Consider the following 23,074-nt stretch of genomic DNA (forward strand, 5'->3'; position numbering starts at 1 on the left):
GGAAACATCAATACCTGCTGCGTTCATGTTCCTCACTCCTGAAAAGAAATTGCAATGGACAAAGCCATTCTACCCATTGCTGATTCTATCTGTTTGGTGACACGAACACACGGCTCTACCTGCACAAATCGAACGCTGCGAATAGGAGGATGGCTGACTGACTCAATAACGGGCATGAAGCCCTTGGAGGTTTGGGTCAGACCATTACCTTCCTATTCTAACAGCTTAGGCAACGAGATGTCTCGGCTCGTAGCTGGCTACCACATTTCCGAGGCAACTATATAGTAACAGGAGGTTTTAGGTGGCTGACGATAAAAAGAATATTCTCGATGCCGGGAAGGTAGACGATCCCCCCAAGCCGGAAAAGGTTGAGCCTGTCAAAGCCGATTCCCCGGTGCAGGATCAGCCCGCCCCGGCCAAGGCGGAGGCTCCCGTGATGGAAGATGCGTCCAAGGTGGTAACGCCCCCTACGGCGGCAAAGCCCGTTGAGAGAAAGACAGTTCCCGATCCTGCGGTGGATCAGCCGGCTCCGGCAGAATAAGGAGGCCAAAGACAAGGATACTCCTGCTCCGTCTAAAGAGGGTGTGCCGCAGCCGGGCAAGGACGAGAAGCAGATCACGATCCCCGGCATGGGTGATCCTGCCCCCGCCAGAAAGGTGGTGGATTTTACTGCTGCCTGGGAAGGAGCAGCGAAGGGCAAGCCCCGGACAAGGCTGCGGCTCCGGACAAGGGCAAGCAGACGGATAATGCGAAGGATGCGGCCAAGCTTCGCAGGGACCGCCCACCCAAGGCTGACAAGGCGGCCCCCGACAAGGCCAAGCCGCAACCTCGGGCCATTGTGGTATGCTCCCAATCATGCAGACAAGAAAACCATATTGTGAGGGAGAGTAGATGGAAAAGTGGAAAGAACTGGGACTGGAGGAAAAGGTCTCATTGGTAGAGGAATATCTTGCGGGACGGCTGCGGATGCGAGAGGCGGCGCGGCGAGCCGGGGTGGGTCACTCCACTATGGAGAACTGGATCAGCCGGTATCGCTCCGTGGGGGTATCTGGGCTGCAGGAAAATGGGAACCTGGCAAAGCGGCGGTATAGCGGGGAAGTAAAGCGTAAGGCGGTGGAGGAATACCTGTCTGACCATTGCAGCAGCATGGCCATTGCGGAAAAGTATCAGCTGAGCTCAGGGAATCTGGTATTGGACTGGGTAAAGGCGTATCATGAGAGAGACTCTACGAAAGGGACGGGGGATTCTGTCATGAGACGCAATCATACCAATGGAAGAACTGCTGAAAGCGGTACTGTCCTGCCTGGACGGCGGAGAGCGGCTTGAAGATGTAACACAGGCACATCAGATAGAGGTGCAGACCCTGCGGAGCTGGGTGAAAAAGTACCGGGAGATGGGGGCGGCAGGCTTGGAGGACCGGCGTGGCCGGCGTTTGGCGGAGCAACTGCCCCGGGGCAAAGAGGAAGCGCTGCGAATCGAGAATGCCCGTGCTGCCGAAAACCAGTGTATCGCTCAGATGGTGAAGGAGATCCATCAGGAAAGCCCGGACAAGGGGTACCGCCGCATTCGGGATGACCTGGACCGGTATTACCACACATCGATCAATGACAAGCGGGCGCTGCGCATCTGCCGCTGCCTGGGTATCCAGTCCACAATCAAACACGCTCCCCAGGGCTGCACCCGGGCGGCGTCCTCCCCCCGTCATCTGGCGGAGAATGTGCTGAACCGTCGGTTTTACGCAGGCCGCCCCAATGAGAAGTGGCTCACCGATGTGACCGAGTTTCATTACTATGTGGGGCCCATCATGCGCAAGCTCTATCTGAGCGCCATCCTGGATCTGTGCGACCGACGGATCGTCTCCTTTGTCATCCGGGATACCAACGACGCCGCGCTGGTCCATAGCACCTTGGACCAGGCACTGGAAGCCGCCCCCGGCGTCCGCCCCCCTGCTCCACAGCGACCGGGGCAGCGCCTATACCACACAGATCTTCCATGACAAGCTGGCCGCGGCCGGCATCACGCAGAGCATGTCCCGAGTGGGAACGTGCATCGATAACGGCTCCATGGAGGGCTTCTGGGGTATCCTCAAGCGGGAATGGTACTACGGCAGGCGCTTCACCAGCCGGGAGGAACTGGTCCGTATGATCCAGGGTTACATTGCCTATTACAACTTCCGCCGCCTCCAGCGTGGGCTGGGTGTCCGGACACCCATGGAGGTTCATGACCACCTGCTGGCGGCTTAACAGTTCAGCTTGCTCTATACGGGACGTGAGCAGAAAATTTCGCGCATAAAGTGTAAATTATTTCGCTGTCTAATTGACGGGGGGTACACCAAGTTGCCCCAAAGTGGAGCAAGGCAAGAGGGCGGCACCGCCGAAGGTGCCGCCTTTTTGCGTTTCCCCTCGGGACAAGGGGGAATGTCGGTCATTGTTTCGTATCGCTCTGGCAGGAGGCCCACATGGAAGATCCCGTACCCGTCAAGGAGGAATACACCTATCAAATCGGCAAAATCCAATTCATTGTCACGCCTGTCTACAAGGACAAAGGCGAGTCCATGCGTGACATCCTGTTGAAGCTGATGCTGGCCGATCTGGAGCCAGCCTAACTGTTCCATCGACATCCTTAACACGGGCAGTCGGCAGAGGTATAATATACATAGATAAGAACTTCTTGCTTGATTGCAGGAAGGAGGATATTTTGAAACAGTCAAGCGTTAAAAATCATCATGCAGATACCGTCGCTCTCTACTGCCGTTTGAGCCGCGATGACAACATGGACAGTGAGTCCAATTCCATTCAAAATCAGAAGAAAATCCTTCAAAAGGTAGCGAAAGAAAAAGGCTACACCGATACGATCTTCTTTGTAGATGATGGTATCACAGGCACTACCATGAAACGACCCGGTTTTCAGAAGATGATCCAGGCTATCGAGGCGGGCTACATTTCCGCTGTATTTGTCAAGGACCTATCCCGGCTGGGGCGCAATTACATTGAGGTGGGCAAGCTCACCGAGGAGTTCTTTCCCCAACACGATGTTCGGCTGGTTGCTGTATCGGATGGAGTGGACAGTGACGAGGGCGACAACGAGTTTACGTCGTTCCGCAACATTATGAATGAGTGGTATGCCAAGGACATCTCCAAGAAGCGGAAGATCGTCAACAAGCTAAAGGGCAATGTTGGTGTTCCTTTATCGCCGCCACCCTATGGCCATATGAAGAACCCGGATGACCCTCGATTTTGGGTGGTTGAACCAGAGGCCGCCGCTGTGGTGCGTCGTATTTTCCAGTTAGCGCTGGACGGTTGCGGTTTAGCTGAGATCGCTGCTTCGCTAGAACAGGCTGGAATCGTCAATCCCACCTATTACTGGCGGGCACATGGCACGAACCGGGGCGGCTCTAAAAGCACCTTAGAACCTACTAAGTGGGGCTATACCACGGTGAAGAAGATTCTCATTCGTCAAGAATACTGCGGCGATGTGATCAACTTCAAAACCTATTCTAAGTCCTACAAGATGAAGCAGCGGATTGAGAACCCGGAGGAGAACAAAGCAATCTTTCTCAATGTCCATGAGGCGATCGTCGACCGGGAAACATGGGAAAAGGTGCAAAAACTCATTTCTGGAACAAGACGTAAAAAGCCGTCGGTCAGTCAGGAACCCAGCATTTTCAATGGACTGCTGAAATGCCCCGAGTGTGGCGGCAATCTCAATTTCCACTTCAATCAGAAGAACCATGAAATCAAGTTTTTCAGCTGTCAAAATCACAACTCTGGACTTCGGAAGTGTAGCTTTACCCATTATATTCGGCTGGACTTTCTGGAACAGGTAGTTTTGGGAGAAATCCACCGCCTGACCCAGTTTGCAAATGAATATGAGGACGACGTCATCAAGGCCATTGCCGGACACTCCGCAAAAGTAGTGGAGAACGAGCTGGCCCGCAAGCACCGTGAACTGGACGCTTTGAGGGCAAGAGACAAGGAACTGGACAACCTGTTTGAACGGCTTTATGAGGATAATGTAAGCGGTAAGATCAATGACGACCGCTTTTCCAAAATGTCCAAGCGATATGAGCAGGAACAGGGCGAGAACGCCAAGAAGATCAAAGCACTGCGGGAGGAACTTCGCAAGAAGGACACCCAGCAAATGGATATGGATGTTTTTCTTGAAACGGTCCGACGATACACTGGGGCTACAAAGCTGACCCGGCGTATGGTGGCGGAACTAATCGAGCATATCGACGTGTACCACGCTGAAAAGCAGGACGGTATCACCACGCAGAAAATCGTTATCCACCATAACTGCATCGGTGCCTTTGAGATACCAGATCGTCGGAAAATCCCCGAGCGGGACATTCTTTTGGAAACGAGAAAAGGCGTAGCATTAAGCTACGCCCCTGCACAGATCGCCATATAAATTTGAAAATAAAAATGCGGAGTATCATCAGCAGACCTTTTCAGATCCTTTAATGATACTCCGCATGGTCCGAGTGACAGGACTTGAACCTGCGGCATCCTGCTCCCAAAGCAGGCGCGCTACCAACTGCGCTACACCCGGATGCTCTGCTGTTGTGATTTGTGACTATATCACGAAAATCGTGCGATTAAAAGTTGTTTCTACCTTTTGCGAATACCTGTGTCGAAAGGGGCTGCGAATTCTGCAATTAGAGATGCTATATAAAGTATATCATAATCTAAGAATATTGCCAATCTTAATAAATTCGATCATTTAACCATTACAAGTATGACACAAAAGAAAGGAAGTTTTCTAAGCTTGCATTCAATCGAGAATTCTGCTCAGTGTGATCTTAGAGCGTTGTTCATAGACCTTTGCGGTACAAGATGTTTCCAATGCAATGATTGTGATGGATTTGAGGAGTATAGCTAAGTAATATACCGACGGATTGTTATTGTAACCATTTGGAACTTGTATAACACTTTTCATAGTATATCAAATTAAACGGTATAATGTCAACTGCTTTCTATATGTGTAGGACGACAATATTGACAGCGGGACGGATTCATCGTATGATGAAATGCAGAGGGAAAGGGATGTGAATGGATCCATGCAGAAAAAGGTTTTAGCATTACACGATTTATCCGGTTTTGGGCGCTCTTCACTTGTGCCGATCATTGCGGTGCTTTCCGCAGCGGGACACCAGTGCGTGCCGCTGCCCACGGCGGTTTTTTCAACCCATACAGCGATACCGGACTGGGTGACGACCAATCTGACTGATGCGATGCAGGGCACGATTGACCAGTATGACCGGCTGGGACTGCGGTTCGAAGCGGTATATGCCGGGTTTCTCGGCTCGGCTGCTCAGATCGACCGGGTGCGCGAAGCGGCAGAACGCTTGAAAGCGGCGGATGGTATTACACTGATCGATCCGGTGATGGGAGATAACGGCAAGGTGTATGATACCTATACACCGGAAATGTGCACCCGGATGCGTGAGCTGTGCGCAATCGCGGATATTATTACGCCGAATACCACGGAGGCGGCGATCCTGCTCGACCGCGATCCGCGCAGCAAGCCGCAAAACCGGGAACAGGCGCTGGAATGGATGCAGGCACTGCATCGGGAGTACGGTGCGCAGGTCGTGCTGACCGGTTTGGATTATGAACGCGGGCGGGTTGGATCGGGCTGCCTGTCCGGCGGTACGGCGGTAGTCAGCCTGCATCACCGGATCGACCGGTATTACCCGGGAACGGGGGATTTGTTTGCTTCGGTGATGCTGGGCATGCTGCTCAATGGGCAGAGCTTGGCAGCTTCCTGCGAAAAAGCGGGCGCATTTGTGCAGGATTGTATTTCGTACACAGCGGCGCAGCAGACCGACACAATGCATGGTGTACAGTTTGAGAAGCTATTGTATCAATTAGTAGGAGGGGATCATGGAACATAAACAGGAGTTGAAAGAAATGATCGCATTTTACCGGGAACGCGGTGCAGCCCGTGATCAAAACGAATTGGTGCAGCTTTGCCGTGAAGTGCAGGCGTTGTTCGGCGGTGTGATCCCGCATAAGGCGTTGGAAAAAATTGCGGATAAGCTGGAGCTGAAGATGACGTTTTTGGATGCCGTGCTCAAACGGTATCCGACGATCCGCACAGCGGCAGCACCGCATGTGCTGGCGGTGTGCGGCGGAAAGAAGTGCAGTAAAAACGATCTTGCATCCTTTGTAGAGCAGACATACTGCGTGCAGTCCGGGGAAACGGCTGATGCGGGTTTTCGCTATAAAGTTGCAGGCTGTATGAAGAAATGCGGCAAAGGTCCGTGCGTCAAATGGGATGGCGAGGTATATACCGGCATGACGGAAGAAAAGCTGCGGGATCTGATATCCAGCAAGAAATAAAGCAGTGCGCTCCTGCTTATAGAAGGAGCGCACTGCTTTTTGGATAAACAAAACCCTGTCCAAAAGACAGGGTTAAATTGGAGCGGCTGACGAGGCTCGAACTCGCTACCTCCACCTTGGCAAGGTGGCGCTCTACCAGATGAGCTACAGCCGCATTTTCTATCGCGCCGAACTCATCAGCGCGATATTTATTATAGCAAAAGAGGTGTGAGGTGTCAAGCAAAAAACGAAATTATTTTGAAGAATTTTATTGCTTGCCGGTGTGCGGACGACACAGGCGCAGAGAGACGAATAGGCAGACCGCCAGATACAGCAGCAGCGGCACGCCGGAGAGGAGCAGCAAACGTGCAATGTTCCATATCGGCTTGGGTAAGGCGAGCCATAGCTGATTGACGAGCTGATAAGGGATTTCCGTGAGCAGTCCATAGAACACAAGCACGAGCGGGTAACAGGCGACCGGTGAAACAAACCAGACCGCGATGCGCCAAAAGGAACGCATAAACGATTTACCGGCTGCTTCGGTCTGGCTGCGGAGAAATAACCCGTAGCCTGTTGCCAGCGCAACAGAAAAAATGAGAAGCATCAGGCCGAGAACGGTTGGGAGCGTCGTGGCGGCGCGGAAAAAACCGTAGCATATCAGCAGCAGTCCGCAGGCGCAGCCTGCAATCGTCATGCAGAGCAAAAGGGGCGTGATGATGTGCGCCGGTTCGGATGCGGTATGCGAGGCGGTTTTTCCGGTATCCGGTTCGGGTACAATATCCCGCAGCAGCCAGTCGGTCGTCACATGAAAATACTCTGCCAGCGCAACGATCTTAGCGGTATCCGGTGTGGATTCATCGGTTTCCCATTTGCTGACCGCCTGCCGGGATACGCCCAGCGTAATGGCAAGCTCCTCCTGCGACAGACCGCGCTTTTTTCGCAGGTCAATGATTTTTTCTCCAAGTGTCATGTGTGGTTACCTCCTTGTTTGATGACCTGATTTTACCGCAAAATTGGGGTGCAGACCACCAAGTCAGGTTGGAAATGACGCAACCGGCGGTTGCAATTTCAAAAAACGGCACGCTTTTTTGAAAAACGCACCGTTTTTATCTGCTTGTTTAATACCCGAGCGATTCTCCGATCAAAACAAGCTCACATTTTTCCATGCCGTTCGGCGGCCCCATATGGATGACCATTGCACGGCAGAGCCGATCCGGACTTTGGCAGTCGTGGCATTTGCCGTCTACCGCGCAGGGGGTTTTTGCGCCGAGCCGCTGCGCGTTGCGCGGCGCAGCAATGTTGCGCGCGCGTTCGATCGCGCTTTCCAGATCAGGGCATAATTTGTTGACACCGCAGACGAAAATGCAGCGCTTGGGGCCGAACAGGGTACCGGCAACCCGGTTGCACTTTCCATCGATATTGACGATCTCACCGGTTTCGCTCAGGGCATTGGCTGAGGACAGATAAATATCCGGTGTCTGGAAGAATTCCCCCTGTTTGATCCAGTGCCAGTGCACGGCAGTGGAATGAGAGAATGCTTCGGGGAAGCCCAGCTCTTTAAGGGTCATCGAGCCACCAAGCGTAACAGCTTTTCCAGCACAGGTGTTGATCAGGTAGGGGAGGGCATCCGCTGTGTTGGCAAAGTAGGTGAAACCAAAGCCGCGGCTTGTAAAGGTTTTGCAGAGGGCATCAACATTCAAAAGGCCGCGCTCAAACAGCGGCAGCAGTTCGGCGGGCTCGTTGACCAGAGCATCTGCACCGGCGGCTTTCAGTTCCTCGGCCGGGCGGAAGCCCCAGGTCACGCCGACTGCGGTCAGACCGGCGTTTTTGGCGGTCTGCATATCCACAGCGCTGTCACCGATGTAAAGCGTGGTTGTGGCATCGCCGCCCAGCTCGCGCAGCAGGCGAAGCGTGCTGGTGGGATCGGGCTTGCGTGGGGTATCCGGCCGTTCGCCGCAGGTGACCTGCACCAGATCACCGAAATAGTGACGGATCAGGTTTTTGGCGGCGACATCATACTTGTTGGACAGAACACCGACGGCGATCCCGGCTTTTTTGAGCGCTTTCAGCAGCGGGAGGATGCCGTCGTACGGTTGGGTGCGGTTCATCATGCGCTCGCTGTACGCGGTGCGGAAATCGTCCAGACAGTTGTCGAGCATGGCTTCTGTGCGCTTGTTTTCGGGGATACACTGTTCGATCAGCCGGCGTATCCCATGGCCGACACGCAGACGGGTCTGTTCTTCGGTCGCAGCGGGGAAGCCGCGGCGCAGGACGGCGCAGTTGACGCTGTCACACAAATCGCCCAGTGTGTTGAGCAGGGTGCCGTCCAGATCAAAAATTGCTGTGGTGATTTTCATGCTATCGCTATCCTTTATGAGTATTGCGGGTGGTGAAATGCGTTACCGCATATAGGTTTTTGTAATTTCGCCCAGCATGGCCGAAACGGTCGGGTTAAGGGCTTCTTTGCGCACCCGCCAGCGCCAGTTTTTGCCGCCGATGGTGGCGGGCGTGTTCATACGGGAATCTGCGCCGAGCGAGAGAAGATCCTGCAGGGTGGTCATGGCGATGCGTGCGGGAGATGCCCAGACGCTTTTGATCGCGCTCCAGCCCATCGCCTCGGCGTGCGAGGTGCGCAGATACCGGTAGGCAAACTGCTTTTCCGGTTCGCTGCACAGATCCATGATCTGCTCGCACACGGTCTGCGAATCGTGTGTAGAGGTGTAGACAATGCTGTTCGGGATGAAGTTATGCGGCAGATGCTCGTTGTCATAATCCGGTGTAAAACCGAAAATCAGAACGCGCATGCCGGGGAAGCCGCTTTCAGCCAGCAGCTCGCGCACTTCGTCCGTCTGCACGCCGAGATCCTCTGCGATGAGCGGCACCGGACCGAGCGCCTGCTCGATGGCACGGAACAGCTCCATGCCCGGTCCCTTGCGCCAGTGTCCGTTGACGGCGGTCTCCTCGCTGGCTTTGACTTCCCAATAGGCGGCAAAACCGCGGAAATGGTCGAGGCGGATGACATCGAACAGCGCCATATTGCTCTTCATGCGCCAGATCCACCAAGCGTAATGCTCGGCACGATGTGCCGCCCAGTCATATACCGGGTTGCCCCAGAGCTGACCGGTGGCCGAGTAATAGTCGGGCGGCACACCTGCTACGAGCTTGGGGCTTTTATCCGCTTTGAGCTTGAACAGGGTGGGATGCACCCAAACATCTGCCGAGTCGGCAGAGACATAGATCGGGATATCGCCGATGATTTTGATGCCCTTTTCGTTGGCATATGTTCGCAGCGCTGTCCACTGTTCAAAAAAGATATATTGCAGGAAAATACGGAAATCGATTTCATCCCGCAGTTCTTCAGTCACTTTTTCCAAGGCGGCAGGCTTACGGTCGCGCACTGCGTTATCCGGCCACATATAAACCGGCATGTCGTGATATTTTTCTTCCTTCAGTGCCATGAACAGCGCGTAATCCGGCAGCCATTCGGCGTTAGCCTCGGTAAAGGTATGGATTTTTTTGCGCAGCGCTGCATTGGCACGGCTGTATGCCTTGCGGAACAACGGCCAGCGGGTATCCGCAAGCTGTTCAAAATCCGCTGTATCGGGTGAGGCTTCAAAGTCACCTGCGCGAACCTCGTCCGCGGTCAGCAATCCATCTTCAACCAGCAGATCCAGATCGATCAAATAGGGATTGCCGGCGGCGGCGGAAAAGCATTGGTACGGCGAATCGCCGAAGCCGGTGTGGCCGAGCGGCAGCACCTGCCAGTAGGTTTGGTGTGCTGCGGCAAGAAAATCAATAAATTCGTAGGCGGTTTTGCCCATGGTGCCTACGCCGTGCGGCGAAGGCAGAGAAGTGACGTGTGCCAGCACGCCGCTTGAACGCTTGAACATAAGTTTCTTCCCCCAATTTAGTATGATACCAGTATAGCACAGAATGGCGCTTTTCCCAAGACCTATCTTGTTTGCTGCACGGCGCAGCTGAAATCCCTTGCCAAAAGAAACGGTTCCGTCTATAATAAAAGAACTGATATATCGAAAAAAGGGGAAATTTCACGCATGAGAATGCGCAAAAAGAAAAATCTGGACGTCCGCTTTGCCGCCTGCGCGGATGTGATGGCTTTTGAGCCGAAGGAAAAACGCGGCAAGTGGCGGGCGCTGTTCGGAAATGATCATCCACTGCATTTGGAGATCGGCTGCGGGAAGGGGCGCTTTGCTATCGGCATGGCGGAGCAGCACCCGGAGGTCAATTTCATGGCAGTGGAGCGGGAAGAGGGGGCGCTGATCATGGCGGCGGAGCGCTGCCAGCAGCAGCCGCTGCCTAATCTTCGCTTTGTGTCGTTTGATGCAGCTGAGCTGCGCGAGGTGTTTGCCCCCGGAGAGGTGGACCGCATTTACCTGAATTTTTCCGATCCGTGGCCACCCAACCGGCAGCGCAAGCGCCGCCTGACTTGGCGTGCATATCTGGAGGTATATGACGAGATCCTGAAGCAGCAGGGCGATTTGTGCTTCAAAACGGACAATCAGCGCTTTTTTGAGTGGTCCTTGGCAGAGATCTGCCAGTTCGGCTGGCTGATTCAGAATATTTCCCTCGATCTGCATCATTCGGATTTTGAGGGAAATGTGATGACCGAGTATGAGGAAAAATTCTCTTCCGAAGGGGCGCGGATATACCGGCTGGAGGCTCGTCGGCGTCTGCCGGAATTTTTGCGCAAATAAAATTTGTGTTGTCGATGTAATGAAAAAGCTGAGGGCGGATCCCTCAGCTTTTTTCATTGCCCTTTGGCGATATTAGACGGTCGGCAAAGGGAACTTCCACAATCGGATCAGACCATCCTGAAGGATGCGTTATTTGGTGCGGCTGCGCTTGGGGTACAACACGGCGGGGATGCACGCAAGCGTTAAAACGGCAGTCACGCCTTCCACGGCAGGAAAGGTGCACCAGACGCCGCGCACCCCGAACAGCGCTGCCAATGCAAATAGCAGCGGCGGGATGGCGGCGATCCCGCGCAGCAGGGAAATGGAAAATCCGCAGCCGGTGTGCCCGGAGGCGCTGAAAAAAGCGGCTGCCATGACATTCAGCCCGGCGCACCAGAAGCCGGTAAAATACAGGCGCAGACCGTCGATCGCGTAAGCGGTGAGCGCGGGATCGCCGCTGCTGTTGAAAGCTGCGGTGATCGGCCCGGCAAGCAGGAAGACGGCGGCATATAACACAGTTGCGATTGCCAGCGCAGTGGTGATGCCGTAGCGGAACAGGCGGCGCAGGTCGTTTTGGCAGCCGCTGCACTGACTCACCAGCGGCTGCATTCCGGTGGACAGACCGGAAAAAACCGCAATGCCTACGAGCGCAAAGTTGGCAATGATGCCATAGGCAGCAACACCGGTCGTGCCGGCCAGCCGCAGCAGAACCAGATTGAACAGGAACAGGATGACCGCAGAGGAGATCTCGCTGATCAAGGCGGGAAGGCCAGGGGCACACAGGGGTGGCAGCAGCGCGGGGCGCAGCCTGCCGGAACGCAGATGGAAACCGCGGCCGGACTGCCGCAGATGGCCGGACAGGATCAGCAGGCTGATGATTGGGGAAAATCCGGTGGCGAGGGCTGCGCCGAACATACCCATGCCCATCGGAAAGATAAAGACATAGTCCATGATGATATTGGCAAAGCTGCCGGCCATCATACCGCACATGGCACGCCGGGGATCGCCGTCGTTGCGGACAAAGGCGAGCAGCACATTGTTCATCACAAAAAATGGGCTGAACAGCAGAAAGGTGCGCAGATAAACCGTGGTCAGGGCAAAGGTATCCGGGCGGGCACCGAGCAGGCGGGCCAGCGGACCGGCGGCGGTCAGGCCAAGCAGCAGGAAGAGTAGGCCGGCGGCCAGACCGAAACGCACCGCATGGGTAAATGCCGCGTCCGCTTCCTCCGGCTGCTGCCGTGCGCGGCACAGGGTATAGTGTGTCGCGCTGCCGACTCCGATCATCTGTCCGATCCCGTTCATGATATTGAAGGCCGGGATGGCGAGATTGAGTGCAGCCAGACCGACCGCTCCGGTGCCGAGAGAGATAAAAAAGGTATCGGCTAGGATATAGCAGGAAATGCCGATCATCCCCAAGATATTCAGGGAAGCGTATCGGCCGAAGGTGCGTAGGCTTGCGGGGTTCTGCATGGGTGAATCTACCTCCTTGAATGCAAGAAAAAACGCCGGTATCCCTGCCGCAGGCAGGCTACGGCGGAACGTACGGCGCATGGATCAATATGCGATCCATAAATGGCGTAGGTGTTTTTTATGAATGTGATGCCGGATCGGCGGGCAGGCTGGCAATGCCATGCTCGATCAACCCATTCAGCAGGCTGACCAGTTGTTCCGCACGCAGGCCGGGCAGGTCGTTCTGCACCCAAGCCGAGAGGACGGAAACCACGCCGGGCACAATGTAGGAAAAAATCAGCCGTTTCTGGTTTTCGTCCGCATTGGGGACACGGCTTTCCCAGCCGCGCTGAAAGGCAGTATAGGTCAATTCGTGCAGACGGCGGATAAAACGGGCATCCCCCTGCTCGCTGCACAGCGTGTAAAACAGTTTGCGCTTGCGCGGCGACTGCTGCATAGCATGCAGAAAAGGGATCAGCTCGCTGAGGGTTTGCAGGGATGGCACCGGGCCAAGCTGCTCCTCCAGAAAAGAGAGGATCGAGTCCTCGATCTCTTCGAGCAGTTCGTGTACGCTGCGGTAATGCAGATAAAAGGTGCTGCGGTTGATGTCTGCTTTAGCGCACAGATCGGTCACTGTGATGCTGCTCAGCGGCTTTTGCACGATCAGGTCGATCATCGCCTCGCGCAGGGTGCGAAGCGTAAATTGTACGCGGCGGTTGGTCAGTGATTCGGACATGGCGTACCTCCCATAATAAGGGCTATTTTAGCAGTGCATGCCGGCAAAGTCAACACCGGCGGCGGAAATTAACGGTTTGGAAACAATCGACCCAATAGAAGTTCCGTGATTTTGTCACGGTTGGGAATGCCGTTGTGCCGTATACTGTTATTATGCTAAACGGGAGGAACAAACAAATGCCGGAGATCAAACGAATGAGAAAAAAAGCGCAGGTGCAGCAAAAGGACTGTGTGGCCTGCGGTTGCTGCGTGAAGGTGTGCCCGATGGATGCGATCCACGTGATGCGTGGTTTGTTTGCGCAGGTGGATACAGCGGCGTGTGTCGGCTGCGGAAAATGTGCGCGGGAGTGTCCTGCAAGCGTGATCACGATTGGGGAGGTGCCGGTATGAAGCAGAAAAAATGGTATGATTACCTGTGGGTTGTTTCGCTTACCTATTTGATATTGGGATTTTTTAATATCCTGTTTGCGTGGCTGGGGCTGCTGTGCTTTTTTATTCCGCTGATCTTATCGATTGCGCAGGGCAATAAATCCTATTGCAACCGGTATTGCGGACGGGGACAGTTGTTCGGCCTGCTGGGCGGGCGGTTCGGTTTGTCGCGCAAGCGGGATGTGCCGGGCTGGATGAAGTCCAAATGGTTCCGCTACGGGTTTTTAATCTTTTTCTTTGCGATGTTTTTCCAAATGCTGTGGAGTACCTATTTGGTTTTTGCAGGTGCGCAGGATCTGCGGCAGGTCGTTACCCTGCTTTGGACGTTTAAGCTGCCGTGGCAGTGGGCATATCACGGCACAGTGTTCAGCGCAGGTGTGGCGCAGTTTGCATTCGGCTTTTACAGCGTGATGCTGACCTCGACCGTGCTGGGGCTGATTACGATGGTGCTGTTCAAGCCGCGAAGCTGGTGTGTATACTGCCCGATGGGCACGATGACGCAGATAATCTGTAAAGTAAAAGCAGGTGAGCGGCTGTGAGCAGATGGAAACAGACGGCGGCTTCGCTGCTGCTTTTGCTGCTGGGCGGCTGCGCGGCCCGGAACGGAGAGGATAACGCATACCGACAAGTTACAATGGACGAAGCGGTGCAGCTGATGGAGACCGAAACGGATTATCTGGTGGTGGATGTGCGCACGCCGGAAGAATTTGAAGAAAAACATATTCCGGGTGCAGTACTGGTGCCGAACGAAAGTATTGCGGATGAACCGCCTGCGGCTCTGCCGGATCGGGAACAGATGCTGCTGATCTACTGCCGCAGCGGCAACCGAAGCAAGCAGGCGGCAGCCAAGCTGGCAGCGCTCGGTTATACCAATGTGATCGAATTCGGCGGCATCAATAGCTGGACTGGCGAAACGGTCAGCGGAGCGGTGTGACGTGGTCACAGAAAACAAAAAGATATCATGATATAATGCATACAACAGCAAAACAAATATAAGGAGGACGAAATAATGTCTGCTATGCATATTACGCAAACCAATTTCCAGCAGGAGGTGCTGGAGAGTGATAAGCCGGTACTGCTCGATTTCTGGGCAAGCTGGTGCGGCCCCTGCCGCATGGTATCCCCGATCATTGATGAGATCGCGGTCGAGCATCCCGAAATCAAGGTCGTAAAAGTCAATGTGGATGAGCAGCCGGGACTGGCGGCGCAGTTCCGGGTCATGAGTATCCCGTCGCTGTTTGTGATGAAAAACGGAAAAATTGTCAATCAGGCAATGGGGGCTAGACCGAAGCAGCAGATCCTTTCGATGGTGCAGTAAAATAGGAAAGGGCTTGCTGTCTGTATGATACAGGCAGCAAGCCCTGAGACTGTCGAAAAACTTGCATTTTTGGGGTCAATCCCCAATGCTGTGTAAACTCCATTTAGGGTGCGAATAGAGCAAAATTTATTTAGGGCGGCAGCAGGTTCATCTGGCTGCCGCCCGACCCATTTTTTAGTAATATCCATCATAGCCAAATACAGCCTTGGTCACCTTGCGGAGTTGACGGTTAAAGCCCTCAATGACGTTGGTGGTGTAAATCAGTCTGCGCACCTCCTGAGGGTACTTGAAATAGGTGCTGAGATTGACTCAGTTGGCCCGTCAGGATTGGGAGATTTTCGGGTATTTCTTGTCCCAGCGCTCCCCAAAGGTGTATAGAGCATTCAGGGCTGCCTGTTCGTCAGCTCCTGTACTCGTCCCTGTTTGACTTTTCCGCATCGTATCAGCCACCAAAACGTACGGACAGGAGCACCCGTTCGACACGGCTGGGAGATATGGATTTCGAGGCGGCAAGTGCGCCGTATGATCCGGAGGACGATGTGCTGCCGCAGGCGAAGGCTGATCCCAGCCGGACACCTGTGGTACTCTGTGCCGCGGCGGAGGCCGCCGGCACTGCTGAGCAAATCCAATATGTCTCCAGCATGGTTTCGGACACGCTGCGCCGCGAGCGGTAGAATACCGTCCGCATCGTCTCGAATGCGGTGCAGAAAGCCCGTGAAGAACCTATGCTGGTCTGCTGTGCTATGCGGTGCTGGGGGCAGGATGCAGGCGAAAACGGGCCGATGAAGGCTGCACAGAACCGTGCGCTGCTCGAGCGGATAAAGTATGCTGCAAGGCATCACCCGCCAGCTGGGACGTATGAAGGAGATGCTTTCCGACCTGCGCAAGAATGATTATGCACACGGGCGCGGGGAGAAATACGCCATTGCGCATGGACGCGATTTGAAAAATCTGCTCTCCGGCGAGCTGGTGCTGCTGGCCTCCCCTGACACGATGCCGCTGTTCCTGCGCAAGTACAATGCGAAGGGGCTGCTGCAATACGTAAAGCGCGAGCGTGTTCACAAAGGGCATGGCGATATCATCGCCTGTCTGGATGAATCCGCATCCACAGAGGGCGAAAATGCCGCATGGGGCAAAGCGCTGGCGCTTGCCGTGCAGGACGTCTGTGCGCACGAAGGGCGGAAGTATGCGCTGATCCACTTCTCCGGGGCAGATGAGCTGCGGACGGACCGGTTTCTGCCGGGGCAGTATACGGCTGATGATCTGCTCTCCGCTGCCGAACATTTTTTTGACGGCGGCACGGATTTCGAGACGCCGCTCCGGGAGGCGCTGCGGATGATAAACGAGGAAGAATTCGAGAACGCGGATATCCTGTTTATCACGGATGGGCGGTGCGCTGTATCCGATGGGCTGGCTGGGCAGATGCAGGAGGCCATACAGAATGCCCGATGCACTGTGATCTGTTTGCTGCTGGACGCGGACAGTCCGGGGATGATGTGCGGTGTGGAGCGATTTAGCGAACGCCTGCTGCGGCTCAGTGACATGACAAAAGATGATGCCGAGGCGGCGGTTTGGCGGATTTGATTTGACCGACCGGCATGAAATAAGGGCATTCATGCGGACACAATACAATAAAAAGGCGCGGTGAGGAAAACGGTTTCGGTTTCTCTGCCGCGCCTGTGTTTGGATATAGCCGGAATTCTTAACGTATGATTGGTAGAATGATATTTGTTTTGTGCAGTTTTATGCTTACCATTCAGGATTCAATGCACTGCTACAGTAATTATTGATCGGCAAGAACAACATTTATATCAAATTCACGCATCAATTCAATATCTTCTTGAGAAGTTAGACTGTCTGTAATTAGGATGTCGATATCTTGTAGCGGGCACACAGCAAATCGAGCGACTTTTCCAAATTTGCTGTGATCTATGAGTGTGATGTGCTTTTTTGCCCGCTGGATAAGCTGCTTTTTTATGTCGATAACATTTTCGTTAAATTCGGATAAGCCGTATTGCGGTGTAATACCATCTGTACTGCTGATAAAAAGATCAATACTTGCAAAGTTGTTGAGAAAATTCCGCGCAAATACACCGGTAGTAATACCTTCGATGGGCATCACCACGCCTCCAATGCAATATACCTTGTGTGAGGTGTTTTTAGAAAGTTCGCTGGCAATATATAAAGAGTTGGTAATAATAGATAGGTTCTTTTTTGAAGAGAGTAGTCGGGATAATTCGTAAGTTGTTGTGCCGACATCCAATGCAATGATGCTATCATCCGAAATAAATTCCAAAGCCTTTGTAGCAATTTTAATTTTTTCTTCATGAAACTGATTAAGTCGCTCGTTCCAGTTTTCCAGGGCAGCCATATGCATGGAATCATTGTTGAGTTGGATTCCGCCGTACACCTTTTTGACTAGACCGCTGTGCTCCAACTCATTGATATCACGGCGGATAGTTTCAATGGAAACTCCAAAATGGGATGAGAGGTGTTCGGTTTTTAAGCTTTGTTCTGCAAAAAGCATTTTTAATATTTCGTCCTGACGTTTATTTTTCATAACGTCCTCCCCCAAAACAGGTAAAAGTCAAGATAGGTAAAGCATTTGCATTAATGATACCATTTTCAGACTATTATGACAATGTTGATTTTAATAGCTCTGCTCAAATTAGTCATTACATACAAAATACAGTATAGAATTTGATGATATCTATAATTGACAACTTGTTGCAATGGTGTGTAAAATATATGCATATAAATGGTAATAAATAATGCACGTATTATGATAATGTTGATGGGGAAAGGATGGTTTTATGAAACGCTTCTTTTTGGGAATTGACCAAGGTACTACTGGTAGTACAGCATTGCTGATCGATGAGCACTGGGATGTGGTAGCCACCAAAAACGTAGAGCATTCTCAAATTTATCCTCATCCCGGGTGGGTAGAGCATGATCCCATGGAAATATGGGGAGCGATTCAGTCGGCAATCGCTGCTGTTCTGCGCGAGGTCGGCGCTGAACCGCACCAGATTGTATCAATTGGAATTGATAATCAAGGCGAAACCTGCATGGTATGGGATAAAAGAACCGGTCGTCCTGTCTATAATGCATTGGTATGGCAGGATCGCCGCACTGCAGAATATGCCGATGAATTGAACGAGAAGTATGGCGAAATGATTACTCAAAAAACCGGTCTTGGCCCGGATGCCTATTTTTCGGCAACAAAGATCAAGTGGATTTTGGATAATGTTGAAGGCGTGCGGGATCAGATTAAGGCCGGAAATATCATGGCTGGCACACTGGATTCCTGGCTTATTTGGAAATTCACTGGTGGTGCAGCTTTTATCACAGATACCAGTACAGCATCACGCACCATGATGCTTGATTTGAAGAAGGGTGAATGGGATGATGAGCTATTAAATATTTACAATATTCCAAAGGAAATTCTACCAAAGGTAACAAATTCGAGTGAAGTATACGGTTACACCACTGAGGAAACATTTTTTGGTGTTAAAGTGCCTGTTGCGGCATGTATCACAGACGCATTGGCTGCAATGCTGGCACAAGGCTGTTTAGATAAGGGCGATATTAAGACAACCTATGGCACCGGTTGCTTCATGTATACTAATTTGGGGCATGAGGTTGTCTATTCGAAAGGCGGATTGATCACAGTTTCATCATGGCGCGTAAATGATGAAATTACTTATGCGTTTGATGGCGGCGTCTATATTGCAGGGGCGGCGATTCAGTGGCTTCGAGATAAACTGCGTTTGATTTGGAATTCTGCTGAAACCGAATCCATTGCCGGATCAATAACGGATACAGGCGGCTTGTATTTCGTGCCTGCCTTTTCCGGGTTGGCGGCACCTCACTGGGATCAGTACGCGCGCGGTATGATGATCGGCATAACCGGTGGAACAACACGAGAGCATATTGTTCGTGCAACATTAGAGAGTATTGCTTTTCAGGTTTACGACAACGCACAGGTTATGAGTCAGGATTCGGGCTATCAATTTTCTGTTATGAAAGCGGATGGCGGACCGGTAGTAAACAAGTTTTTGATGCAGTTCCAAGCGGATATTCTGGGAACGCCTGTGGAGGTGCCTGTTGTTACAGAAATGACGGCATATGGGGCAGCTTTTTTGGCAGCGTTGGCCGTAGGTGAGTTTGACCGCATTGAAGATGTGCGGAGCTGCTGGAAATTAGCAAATCGTTATGAGCCTAAAATGAGCAAAGATGAACGGGAGTATCGCTTGGAGCAGTGGCACCGTGCAGTAGAACGTGCAAAGGCATGGGAAAGACCGAATCGCTAAGAAGGTGAAGCAGATGAGTTACAAAGCAGATATTGTCATTATAGGTGCGGGCGCAGTTGGCACGGCCATCGCACGTGAACTGGCCAAATATCATGTGCATGTGATGGTGGTAGATAAGCGGGATGATGTTGGCGGCGATGCTTCCAAATCAAACAGCTCTATTATTTGTTCCGGGGCAGATTGTCCTCCCAATACATTGGAGTCCGAGCTGTGTCGTTCCAGCAGAGCAATGATAGAAGACGTTGTACGAGAATTAGATATTCCGTTTTGGAAATGTGGAGCCATTATGCCCGCTGTAACACAGCAGCAAATGGATATCCTTCCGCATATTTATGATGATGCATATGCCAATCATGTTTATGATGTAGAGTATCTTTCTCCTAAGCAGATTCTTGAAATGGAACCTGAAATTAATCCAAATGTGTTAGGAGGTTTGTTCATTCCGGGAGACGCTGTGATTGATCCGTTTTTGTTGGTTGTGGCACAGGCAGAAAATGCCGCAGCGAATGGTGTGGAGTTCCTTTTGAATGCTGAAGTAAAACAGATTGCTGTAGACCAGGGGCGTGTGACAGCAGTTGAGACAACACAAGGAACGATTCAAACACAGTTGGTTATCAATGCAGCAGGATTGTTTTGCGATGCCATTGCCGGAATGGTTGGTGAAGCGGATGACTTTGTAGTTAAGCCGAGAAAGGGACAATTTTTCATTCTGGATAAAAATACGCCCGTAAAAACTTCTCATATTATTTATCCAATCCCAACTCCGGAAACACGTGGAAAATTACTGCTGCAAACCGTACATGGTAATATGCTGTTGGGGCCGACCGCTGAAGATTTAGATGATAAGGATGATCACAGCACTTCAGCGGAGGAATTAGCTGGTGTGGAACGGGATTGCAAAATGCTTGTACCCAATATCCGGGTTGAAGATGCAATTACACAATACTGTGGGCTGCGTCCTAATAGAATTCCGGCAGGTTTTCATATCGGGTTTGGCAAAAAAACAAAGGGCTATTTTGGAATTTCCGGCATTCGTTCCACCGGTATTTCTACAAGTTTGGGTATTGCAAAATATGTTGTAAAAATGCTGCAAGAGTCTGGCATCAGGCTTGAGAGAAATTTTGAATTTCAAAGTCATCGTAAGGGGATTGAGAAGTTTTCTGAGGCCAGCGATGAGAGACGGGCAAAACTGATTGAAGAAAATCCGTTATATGGTCGAGTGATATGTCGCTGCGAAACAGTGACAGAGGCAGAAATTGTAGAAGCAATACATCGGCCGGTGGGCGCACGAACGGTAGATGCGGTCAAACGCCGTGTGAGAGCCGGAACGGGTCGATGCCAGAGCGGTTTCTGTACTCCGAAAGTAATTGAAATTCTTGCGCGAGAACTGAAAATCCCGGTAACAGATGTGAAGAAAAATTTAACGGGTTCTAATATGTTAGCAGGTATGGTGCGAAGGGGGGATATCAATGCGTGAATTGACTTGTGATGTTGCTGTAATCGGGGCGGGACCGGCAGGCATGGCGGCGGCAATTGCTGCAAGGGAGCAGGGTGCTGAGCATGTGCTGATCGTCGAACGAGATATTGCAACCGGAGGTATTTTGCAGCAGTGTATCCACCCGGGATTCGGCCTTTCATATTTTAATGAAGAATTGACAGGCCCTGAATATGCAGATCGCTTTGCAGCCCGGGTACAGGAGCTGGGTGTTGAAATACTTTTCGACAGCATGGTTCTGCGTCTTTCCGAATCCGGCGGATTGATTTGCAGCAGTCCGAATAGCGGAATGACACACATAAAGGCAGGGGCTGTTGTATTGGCCATGGGATGCCGTGAGCGCACCAGATTTAATCTGCGTATTCCGGGTACTCGTCCTGCGGGTGTGTATACCGCGGGCAGTGCACAACGGTTAATCAACCGACAGAACGAAATGGTTGGTAAGCGTGTTGTGATACTGGGATCAGGCGATATTGGCATGATCATGGCTCGACGCCTGACTCTGGAAGGGGCTAAAGTAGAAGCGGTAGTTGAAATCATGAGCTATTTGGCAGGTTTAACACGAAATAAAGTACAGTGTCTAGATGACTTCAATATTCCGCTTCTGTTAGAACACACTGTGACGCGAATCGTAGGTGAAAGACGTGTAGAAGGGGTGTGGATTGCCGCAGTGGATGAAAAGCGCAATCCAATCTTATCTACTGAAAAGTTTGTTGCATGCGACACCTTGTTGTTATCAGTTGGCTTGTTGCCTGAAAATGAATTGACCAAGGCTGCAGGTATTAAAATTTCCCCTATAACAAACGGTCCGGAAGTAAATCAGTACATGCAAACATCATCTCCCCATATATTTGCTTGCGGTAATGTACTGCATGTAAATGATTTGGTGGACAATGTGTCGGTTGAAAGCCAAACTGCGGGTAAAGCAGCAGCGCAATATGCTGCCGGTGAGTTAAGTGCTGCCAATATAATTGATTGCACAGCAGGAACCGGCGTGCGTTATGTATGTCCACAGCATATTGCAGTACAGTCCTCTGATACTTCGGTACGGTTATATTTTCGTGTTCGTTCGCCGGGCGGAAAAACACGGATATGGGCGCAGCGTGGAGATGAAGTGTTAAAAGAAAAAGTGGTTTCACGGGTCAGTCCGGGGGAGATGGAACATCTTGACTTGAATATACCATCTACTTTTGATAAAAGCATCATATCAGTACAGGTAGAGGAGGTAGTGTGATATGCGTGAGCAGGAAATAATCTGCACGGTTTGTCCGCAAGGCTGTCGCATCCACATTATTGGCGATGAAACAGGTGTTCATACGGTAACAGGGAATACTTGTGTGAGAGGCGATATATATGCTCGGAGTGAATTTGTTCGTCCTGTACGGACTTTGACTACTACAGTGTATGTTGAGAATGCTGCTGAGCCTCTTTTACCGGTCAGAACAGCAAAACCAGTTCCAAAAGATAAGTTGGAAGATTGCATGGCCATTATTCGAAAAGCGGTGTTTCGCGCCCCCATAACAGCGCATCAAGTCTTGATTGCTAATATTGCCGGGACTGGAGTTGATCTGATTGCCAGTACGGAAAGGATGGAAGGTGGATCAGTGTAAACAGAAAAGCAAGTAGATGTTACGGTATAAAAAGAGTTCTGCTTGCTTCTCTGATTAGGCGGCACGCATCGGAGTTGAGCATTATGGATGGGCACAGGTGTTCGGAAGGTTTTGCACAGAGACTGGTATGCTATTTCTGGAAAAATAGCATACCGGCACGATTGGGAATAAATTGAAATCTGAAAGGGGGGAATACTCATGACATTTAATGATATCATTATGTGGATTGTAGCTTTCGGTGTTATCATAGGTGGTATAGACAAGATTTTGGGAAATAAATTTGGACTAGGTGAGAAGTTTGAAGAGGGCTACAACGCCGCAGGCGGATTAGCGCTATCGGTGGCTGGTGTTGTTGTATTGGCGTAAGCGTCAAATAGAAATTCAGAAAAGCACAAGGGTGGAGTTTTGCCTCCACCCTTGTGTGCTGTTTCAGGTATGTACTTTTTTACGGCTGTCAGGATAAACGACTTTGGCTTTCTTGTAACCTCTCCAACCTAAGTGCTGGCCGCAGCGGTCACAGTAGGCCACGAACTCGCGTTCCAGCGTTATGCCACATCTGGGGCAGACATAATAGGCATGACCATTCGGGAATACCATCACTTCCTTAACAAGGAGCTCCATGCGGTACTCAGCAAAGCGCATAAGCAGTTGCCATAGAAACGATGGAGAAAAGGATATCTCAGACGATGCGTTGTGCGTAGTTTTCGG

Annotated in this window: 26 protein-coding genes, 2 tRNA genes and 2 pseudogenes; 20 read left to right on the forward strand and 10 right to left on the reverse strand. The window is 51.8% G+C overall.

Going from position 1 to position 23,074, the window contains the following annotated elements; genetic code table 11:
• Positions 1-301 precede the first annotated feature (301 nt).
• The 6 genes from T363_RS0111335 (at position 302) to T363_RS0111360 (ending at position 4,410) form a co-directional block, all read left to right on the forward strand.
• The gene (locus T363_RS0111335) at positions 302-541 is read left to right on the forward strand and encodes a hypothetical protein (RefSeq protein ID WP_031475954.1); all 240 of its coding nucleotides are present in this window, start codon (positions 302-304) and stop codon (positions 539-541) included.
• Between the two features lie 350 nt (positions 542-891).
• Positions 892-1,326, forward strand: a complete 435-nt coding sequence (locus T363_RS0111340; protein ID WP_031475956.1) for a helix-turn-helix domain-containing protein — start codon at positions 892-894, stop codon at positions 1,324-1,326.
• The gene (locus T363_RS15875; RefSeq protein ID WP_031475958.1) at positions 1,271-1,996 is read left to right on the forward strand and encodes an IS3 family transposase; all 726 of its coding nucleotides are present in this window, start codon (positions 1,271-1,273) and stop codon (positions 1,994-1,996) included. Before T363_RS0111340 ends, T363_RS15875 begins: the two co-directional genes overlap by 56 nt.
• A 19-nt stretch (positions 1,997-2,015) precedes the next feature.
• On the forward strand, positions 2,016-2,243 hold the full coding sequence (locus T363_RS16295) for an integrase core domain-containing protein (protein WP_278247022.1): 228 nt from the start codon (positions 2,016-2,018) through the stop codon (positions 2,241-2,243).
• Positions 2,244-2,458: 215 nt separating this feature from the next.
• A complete protein-coding gene (locus tag T363_RS16405; RefSeq protein ID WP_169737580.1) occupies positions 2,459-2,605 on the forward strand; it encodes a hypothetical protein in 147 nt (48 codons plus the stop codon).
• A 92-nt stretch (positions 2,606-2,697) separates the two neighbouring features.
• Positions 2,698-4,410, forward strand: a complete 1,713-nt coding sequence (locus T363_RS0111360; protein ID WP_051643247.1) for a recombinase family protein — start codon at positions 2,698-2,700, stop codon at positions 4,408-4,410.
• A 65-nt stretch (positions 4,411-4,475) separates the two neighbouring features.
• Here T363_RS0111360 and T363_RS0111365 read toward each other — a convergent pair.
• Positions 4,476-4,551 (reverse strand) — tRNA-Pro (locus T363_RS0111365).
• A 508-nt stretch (positions 4,552-5,059) separates the two neighbouring features.
• On the opposite strand from T363_RS0111365, the gene T363_RS0111370 reads away from it, so the two are divergent.
• Together T363_RS0111370 and T363_RS0111375 are read left to right on the forward strand one after the other, a co-directional pair.
• Positions 5,060-5,896 carry a pyridoxamine kinase gene (locus tag T363_RS0111370; protein WP_051643248.1) on the forward strand — a complete coding sequence of 279 codons (837 nt, stop codon included), beginning with the start codon at positions 5,060-5,062 and terminating at the stop codon, positions 5,894-5,896.
• Entirely contained in the window at positions 5,886-6,344 is a 459-nt protein-coding gene (locus T363_RS0111375) for an NADH-quinone oxidoreductase subunit NuoE family protein (RefSeq protein ID WP_031475966.1), read from the forward strand. The genes T363_RS0111370 and T363_RS0111375 overlap by 11 nt, the downstream gene beginning before the upstream one ends.
• 78 nt (positions 6,345-6,422) lie before the next feature.
• Here the strand turns inward: T363_RS0111375 and T363_RS0111380 are convergent.
• The 4 genes from T363_RS0111380 to malQ all read right to left on the reverse strand — a co-directional run bounded on the left by T363_RS0111380 (position 6,423) and on the right by malQ (position 10,213).
• Positions 6,423-6,498, reverse strand: a tRNA-Gly gene (locus tag T363_RS0111380).
• A gap of 93 nt (positions 6,499-6,591) precedes the next feature.
• Positions 6,592-7,293, reverse strand: a complete 702-nt coding sequence (locus tag T363_RS15245; RefSeq protein WP_051643249.1) for a helix-turn-helix domain-containing protein — start codon at positions 7,291-7,293, stop codon at positions 6,592-6,594.
• A 148-nt stretch (positions 7,294-7,441) separates the two neighbouring features.
• Positions 7,442-8,680, reverse strand: coding sequence for an HAD-IIIA family hydrolase (locus tag T363_RS16605; RefSeq protein WP_051643250.1), 1,239 nt, complete (start codon positions 8,678-8,680; stop codon positions 7,442-7,444).
• Between the two features lie 42 nt (positions 8,681-8,722).
• Entirely contained in the window at positions 8,723-10,213 is a 1,491-nt protein-coding gene (malQ, locus tag T363_RS0111400; RefSeq protein WP_031475972.1) for a 4-alpha-glucanotransferase, read from the reverse strand.
• 165 nt (positions 10,214-10,378) lie between these two features.
• Here malQ and trmB point away from each other — a divergent pair, with 165 nt between their 5' ends.
• On the forward strand, positions 10,379-11,038 hold the full coding sequence (trmB, locus tag T363_RS0111405) for a tRNA (guanosine(46)-N7)-methyltransferase TrmB (RefSeq protein WP_031475974.1): 660 nt from the start codon (positions 10,379-10,381) through the stop codon (positions 11,036-11,038).
• Between the two features lie 129 nt (positions 11,039-11,167).
• Here the strand turns inward: trmB and T363_RS0111410 are convergent, their stop codons facing one another.
• Positions 11,168-12,487: an MATE family efflux transporter gene (locus tag T363_RS0111410; RefSeq protein WP_031475976.1), complete on the reverse strand. Its 1,320-nt coding sequence runs from the start codon at positions 12,485-12,487 to the stop codon at positions 11,168-11,170.
• A gap of 118 nt (positions 12,488-12,605) precedes the next feature.
• Positions 12,606-13,202, reverse strand: a complete 597-nt coding sequence (locus T363_RS15255; RefSeq protein WP_031475978.1) for a TetR/AcrR family transcriptional regulator — start codon at positions 13,200-13,202, stop codon at positions 12,606-12,608.
• 176 nt (positions 13,203-13,378) lie between these two features.
• Between T363_RS15255 and T363_RS0111420 the strand changes: the two genes are divergently transcribed.
• Genes T363_RS0111420 through trxA form a run of 4 tightly spaced genes read left to right on the forward strand, consistent with a single transcriptional unit; the run spans position 13,379 to position 14,948 of the window.
• Positions 13,379-13,591, forward strand: coding sequence for a 4Fe-4S binding protein (locus T363_RS0111420; protein ID WP_031475980.1), 213 nt, complete (start codon positions 13,379-13,381; stop codon positions 13,589-13,591).
• Positions 13,588-14,169 carry a hypothetical protein gene (locus T363_RS0111425; RefSeq protein WP_031475982.1) on the forward strand — a complete coding sequence of 194 codons (582 nt, stop codon included), beginning with the start codon at positions 13,588-13,590 and terminating at the stop codon, positions 14,167-14,169. The genes T363_RS0111420 and T363_RS0111425 overlap by 4 nt, the downstream gene beginning before the upstream one ends.
• Positions 14,166-14,564 (forward strand): rhodanese-like domain-containing protein, encoded by a 399-nt coding sequence (locus tag T363_RS0111430; RefSeq protein ID WP_031475984.1) that lies wholly within the window; start codon positions 14,166-14,168, stop codon positions 14,562-14,564. The genes T363_RS0111425 and T363_RS0111430 overlap by 4 nt, the downstream gene beginning before the upstream one ends.
• A gap of 39 nt (positions 14,565-14,603) precedes the next feature.
• Positions 14,604-14,948: a thioredoxin gene (trxA, locus tag T363_RS0111435; protein ID WP_278247023.1), complete on the forward strand. Its 345-nt coding sequence runs from the start codon at positions 14,604-14,606 to the stop codon at positions 14,946-14,948.
• Positions 14,949-15,149: 201 nt separating this feature from the next.
• On the opposite strand, the pseudogene T363_RS16610 reads toward trxA, so the two are convergent.
• Positions 15,150-15,251, reverse strand: a pseudogene (locus T363_RS16610) (transposase); the annotation flags it as partial.
• A gap of 191 nt (positions 15,252-15,442) precedes the next feature.
• On the opposite strand from T363_RS16610, the gene T363_RS0111440 reads away from it, so the two are divergent.
• Positions 15,443-15,622: a hypothetical protein gene (locus tag T363_RS0111440; protein WP_031475988.1), complete on the forward strand. Its 180-nt coding sequence runs from the start codon at positions 15,443-15,445 to the stop codon at positions 15,620-15,622.
• Between the two features lie 151 nt (positions 15,623-15,773).
• On the forward strand, positions 15,774-16,532 hold the full coding sequence (locus tag T363_RS0111445; RefSeq protein ID WP_031475990.1) for a vWA domain-containing protein: 759 nt from the start codon (positions 15,774-15,776) through the stop codon (positions 16,530-16,532).
• Between the two features lie 199 nt (positions 16,533-16,731).
• Here T363_RS0111445 and T363_RS0111450 read toward each other — a convergent pair whose 3' ends face one another.
• Positions 16,732-17,508 (reverse strand): DeoR/GlpR family DNA-binding transcription regulator, encoded by a 777-nt coding sequence (locus T363_RS0111450; RefSeq protein ID WP_031475992.1) that lies wholly within the window; start codon positions 17,506-17,508, stop codon positions 16,732-16,734.
• A 253-nt stretch (positions 17,509-17,761) separates the two neighbouring features.
• Here T363_RS0111450 and glpK point away from each other — a divergent pair, with 253 nt between their 5' ends.
• The 5 genes from glpK (at position 17,762) to eutH (ending at position 22,732) form a co-directional block, all read left to right on the forward strand.
• A complete protein-coding gene (gene glpK / locus T363_RS0111455) occupies positions 17,762-19,261 on the forward strand; it encodes a glycerol kinase GlpK (RefSeq protein ID WP_031475994.1) in 1,500 nt (499 codons plus the stop codon).
• A gap of 13 nt (positions 19,262-19,274) precedes the next feature.
• Entirely contained in the window at positions 19,275-20,738 is a 1,464-nt protein-coding gene (locus T363_RS0111460; protein ID WP_031475996.1) for an NAD(P)/FAD-dependent oxidoreductase, read from the forward strand.
• Positions 20,731-21,990 (forward strand): NAD(P)/FAD-dependent oxidoreductase, encoded by a 1,260-nt coding sequence (locus T363_RS0111465; protein WP_031475997.1) that lies wholly within the window; start codon positions 20,731-20,733, stop codon positions 21,988-21,990. Before T363_RS0111460 ends, T363_RS0111465 begins: the two co-directional genes overlap by 8 nt.
• 1 nt (position 21,991) lies before the next feature.
• Positions 21,992-22,366 (forward strand): DUF1667 domain-containing protein, encoded by a 375-nt coding sequence (locus tag T363_RS0111470; RefSeq protein ID WP_031475999.1) that lies wholly within the window; start codon positions 21,992-21,994, stop codon positions 22,364-22,366.
• 198 nt (positions 22,367-22,564) lie between these two features.
• On the forward strand, positions 22,565-22,732 hold the full coding sequence (eutH, locus tag T363_RS15675) for an ethanolamine utilization protein EutH (RefSeq protein ID WP_169737581.1): 168 nt from the start codon (positions 22,565-22,567) through the stop codon (positions 22,730-22,732).
• A gap of 63 nt (positions 22,733-22,795) precedes the next feature.
• On the opposite strand, the pseudogene T363_RS16095 reads toward eutH, so the two are convergent.
• Positions 22,796-23,074: pseudogene (locus T363_RS16095) on the reverse strand (hypothetical protein); the annotation flags it as partial.

It is taken from the genome of Agathobaculum desmolans ATCC 43058 (assembly GCF_000701665.1).
GTDB classification, from domain to species: domain Bacteria; phylum Bacillota; class Clostridia; order Oscillospirales; family Butyricicoccaceae; genus Agathobaculum; species Agathobaculum desmolans.